Genomic DNA, 3,869 nt, shown 5'->3' on the forward strand with positions numbered 1-3,869 from the left:
GTACTATGAAGCACTACCGAAAACGTTTCGCACAACTCGTTACTTACCCATTGATTGACCACTTGTTATGCGCTAGATTACTTACAAATCAATATTAGGACCCAACCATGATCGTATCTGTCGACATTATTCCATTCAGGCTATCTGGCTGTGCCGATAAGGGACTGGAAGTGTTGTTGATTAAACGTTCAAATCCAAATCGGCCATACCATGGAGTCTGGGCACTACCGGGCGGATTTGTCTTTGATAAAGACTTAACCAGTGAAGGAGGACGCCCGGCCGATGAAAACTTTGAGGCGGCGCGCCGCCGAATTTGCCGCGAGAAAATCCATACTTACCCTCGTCACTTTAGTGAAGCTTTTATCGACGGCGATCCCAAGCGTGATCCAGAAGACTGGAGCTTAAACATTACGCACTACGCCTTGGTCGATCGTAACAATGTAGAGCAAATCAACAATGCTGGTGTACCAGAGTGCCAACTAAAATGGTTTTCGCTACAAGCTATACTCAATGGAGAAGAGACCCTCGCGTTTGATCATCAAAAAACCATTGAAAAAGCGTGGCAGAAGCTTCGTGCATCCATTGAATACACATCGGTTCTTTTGTTTGCATTAGACAAGGAGTTTTTGGTTGCCGACATCATTTCTGCTTATCAAGAGTTTGGTATTGATATTAGCCGAATGACGATTAAGCGCCGCTTGATAGATTCAGGCGTACTAAAACCCACCAATAAAGTCGCTTCTACCAACAAAGGCAAAGGTGGAAAACCCGCAATGGTATATACGCTGACCAGCGACGAAGTAACCTTTTTTCAAAACTGTTTGCGTGGATAAACGCAGGCAATCAGACAGACAAGGAGTCTGCCATGACTGTTCGAGTAAACTATCAAACCACGGCGGTGATCGACGTTGATCCAGAGAAGGGCTTTAGTGAGTTATGTCCAAATGAACTACCCGTTGCAGGTGCGTTGGAAATCGTACCGGAGTTGCTGAGTAATCATGCCAAAGGCCGATTAAAACTGGTGAGCCGTGACTTGCACCCACCGAAAGCAAAATGGGATGCAGAAACACCAGCTAACATGCTTGAACCCGTCGGTCTACCCAATGTGGATATAAAATGGAACCGCCATTGTGTGCTTGGCACAACAGGTTCTGAACTGCTAGACGGTTTACCACCTGTTTTGGACTATGATTTTCAAGTTAATAAAGGCATGGATCCTGATGCGCATCCTTACGGTATTTTCTTCCATGATATTGCCGATACTAAAACGACAGGCGCACATGAATTTCTAAAATTCAACGGGATTGATACCCTAGTGATCGGTGGTCTCGCGCTAGATTTTTGTGTGAAGAAATCCGTCATGCAAGCACTGGATCTTGGCTACAATGTGGTGGTCAACCTTGCTTCAACTCGCGCAGTACTGCCTGATAATGTTGAAAATGTGCTTACAGAGCTCAAGGATCAAGGCGCATTATTTGTCGAAAAAGCGGATGACATCATCGTAGAAAAATTCGCCTAGAGACGATAGTAACCGAGAAGGATTTCACTATGCATCAACATGAAAAATTGAATTACGTCGAATTTGGTTCCACCAATATTAACGCTACAAAACAATTTTTTGAGCGTGCCTTTGACTGGACTTTTATCGATTATGGTCCTGAATACTCTGCATTTTCAGGACAAGGGTTAGATGGCGGATTCTTCAAATCTGAGTTTGTAAACCAAACCGCAAATGGTGGCGCACTTTTAGTGTTTTATAGCTCAGATATTCAGGCCACGCAGATAAAAGTTGAGCAGCATGGTGGAAAAATTATCCGCCCTATTTTCGAATTTCCCGGCGGCTGCCGATTCCACTTCACCGAACCAAGTGGAAATGAATTCGCAGTATGGTCGGAGAGCAATTAGTACTTACCCCAACACCACTTCCACACCTAGCTTTTTGATTTGCTCAAGGTCGCTTTTCGGAGCGGCTTTGTCGGTTAACAACACCGATATTTCGTTGGTATTTCCAATTGAAGAAGGATAAATCTGTCCAAACTTACTGGAGTCCGTCAGTACGATGTTACGTCTATTCTTTGCCAGAATGGCCTCTGCGATGTCGGCACGCATCATGTCTCGGCTAGTAAAACCAGTGTCTTGGTGAAATCCGTCTATACCCAAGAAAGCCGTGCTGAAGTGAATGTTCTCAATACAGAGTTTGGTGAGCGGGCCAACGAGGCTCTCACCTTGATGCTGATACACACCACCAAGCAAGATGATGTTAGCTGAGGTGTTACGGATGAGATGGGCGATGTACGCCGATGGGGTAATGATGGTCACATCGCCGCGTTCAGCTAAAGTGCGAGCCAAGAGCGCATTAGCACTGCCGCCCTCGATCAATACGGTTTCGTTTGGTGATACCAAGTCCGCCGCTTTATTTGCAAGTGATTGTTTAATATCGAAACGGACTTCTAATCGGGTATCAATATCATCACTTTGCAATGCGGTAGCTGCGCCGTGTACGCGCTTTAGATAGCCCTGTTGCTCCAGAAAATTCAAATCCTGCCTGATGGTCACGCCCGACACGCCGATAATGTCAGAAAGCTCCGTGACTTGAACGCGTTTACGATCATTCACTAATTGCAGGATTTCATTTTGTCTTGGGTTCACAGGCTCACTCCTTATTAATGAGCTTGCAGTATACGCTCGAACACTTTCATATGAAAGCAGCCTGTGAACGATAGAAATAAGCTAAGTCGCGTTACACCGTAAGCTCTAGACGGTTGCCATCCGGATCTAATACGCAGCTTTCGTAGTAACCATCACCCGTTTGTCTCGGACCGTCGATCCATTGGTAGCCATCATCTACTAAGGTTTTGGTTAATTGATCCACCGCCTGCTCTGATCCTAAAGCGAAGGTAAAGTGTGCTAATCCTGTTACCTGCATCGCATGAGATTTTTCACAAGCGGTCACACCTTCCATCGACATTAACTCCAATCGCGCTCCACTTTCAAACGAAAGAAAGTAAGATGAAAACTGCTTAGTTGGGTTGTGGTATTTATCGTTAGACACCGCGTTAAAATATTTCTCATAGAAGGCTTTTAACTCTTCCAAACGTTCTGTCCAAATCGCGATATGTTCAATTTTCATTGGGATTCCCCTTAGCTCTTAACTGCGCTCAATCTAACGAGGAAAAGCAGCACAAAAAAGAGAGCAAATCACCACCGAGTTGTTCCTGTTTTATGTCCGAACTGCTCATCGATGAGTCATTAAATCTATGGTTGGAGTTGTGTTTGAGCGAAAGTGATGTCCATAATGGCGCAAAGTTTTACAGGATAAAATGATGGAAGAGATTTACTTCGCAGGCGGCTGCCTTTGGGGCGTGCAAGAATTTATGCGCCACCTTCCGGGCGTAATTGGCACCGAAGCAGGACGAGCAAATGGCACGACGGATAACACTCAATCCGAATACGATGGTTACGCAGAATGCGTGAAAACCCAATTCGACCCTGAACAAGTTTCGGTTGAAACTTTAATGGGGTATCTGTTTGAGATCATCGACCCGCACAGTGTTAACAAGCAAGGTGAAGACGTAGGTGAAAAGTACCGTACCGGTGTTTATAGCCAAAACGAGCAACACCTAACGATTGCTAAAGCGTTTATCGCAGCAAGACCGGATGCCGATAAAATCGCCGTAGAAGTGCTGCCACTCACAAACTACGTGCCAAGTGATGATGAGCACCAAGACCGACTCACGCGCTTTCCAAACGACTACTGCCATATCCCGTTAGATTTGCTGCATAAATATAAAAATTAGTGGCCAGCTTTTATCACTGTTTCTATTATCTCAAAACTAAGAGGCGCAACGCCTCTTTTTGCATCCTAACCA

The 3,869-nt window shown here is 45.1% G+C and carries 6 protein-coding genes; 4 read left to right on the plus strand and 2 right to left on the minus strand.

Features of this window, described 5'->3' with window-relative positions:
* Positions 1-107: 107 nt before the first annotated feature.
* The 3 genes from CAG69_RS03660 to CAG69_RS03670 are packed head-to-tail and all read left to right on the plus strand — an operon-like array spanning position 108 to position 1,905.
* Complete coding sequence (locus CAG69_RS03660; RefSeq protein WP_005373953.1) at positions 108-833, plus strand: NUDIX domain-containing protein; 726 nt, start codon at positions 108-110, stop codon at positions 831-833.
* 32 nt (positions 834-865) lie between these two features.
* Positions 866-1,519: an isochorismatase family protein gene (locus tag CAG69_RS03665; RefSeq protein WP_005392655.1), complete on the plus strand. Its 654-nt coding sequence runs from the start codon at positions 866-868 to the stop codon at positions 1,517-1,519.
* Positions 1,520-1,548: 29 nt separating this feature from the next.
* Complete coding sequence (locus CAG69_RS03670) at positions 1,549-1,905, plus strand: VOC family protein (protein WP_046873826.1); 357 nt, start codon at positions 1,549-1,551, stop codon at positions 1,903-1,905.
* 3 nt (positions 1,906-1,908) lie between these two features.
* Here CAG69_RS03670 and CAG69_RS03675 read toward each other — a convergent pair whose 3' ends face one another.
* Complete coding sequence (locus tag CAG69_RS03675) at positions 1,909-2,649, minus strand: DeoR/GlpR family DNA-binding transcription regulator (RefSeq protein ID WP_053808097.1); 741 nt, start codon at positions 2,647-2,649, stop codon at positions 1,909-1,911.
* Positions 2,650-2,740: 91 nt separating this feature from the next.
* Complete coding sequence (locus tag CAG69_RS03680; RefSeq protein ID WP_161442776.1) at positions 2,741-3,130, minus strand: VOC family protein; 390 nt, start codon at positions 3,128-3,130, stop codon at positions 2,741-2,743.
* 193 nt (positions 3,131-3,323) lie between these two features.
* On the opposite strand from CAG69_RS03680, the gene CAG69_RS03685 reads away from it, so the two are divergent.
* Complete coding sequence (locus CAG69_RS03685; protein WP_005392650.1) at positions 3,324-3,797, plus strand: peptide-methionine (S)-S-oxide reductase; 474 nt, start codon at positions 3,324-3,326, stop codon at positions 3,795-3,797.
* The last annotated feature ends 72 nt before the right edge of the window (positions 3,798-3,869 follow it).

Source organism: Vibrio sp. V43_P6S15P86 (assembly GCF_009904725.1).
Lineage (GTDB): Bacteria > Pseudomonadota > Gammaproteobacteria > Enterobacterales > Vibrionaceae > Vibrio > Vibrio diabolicus.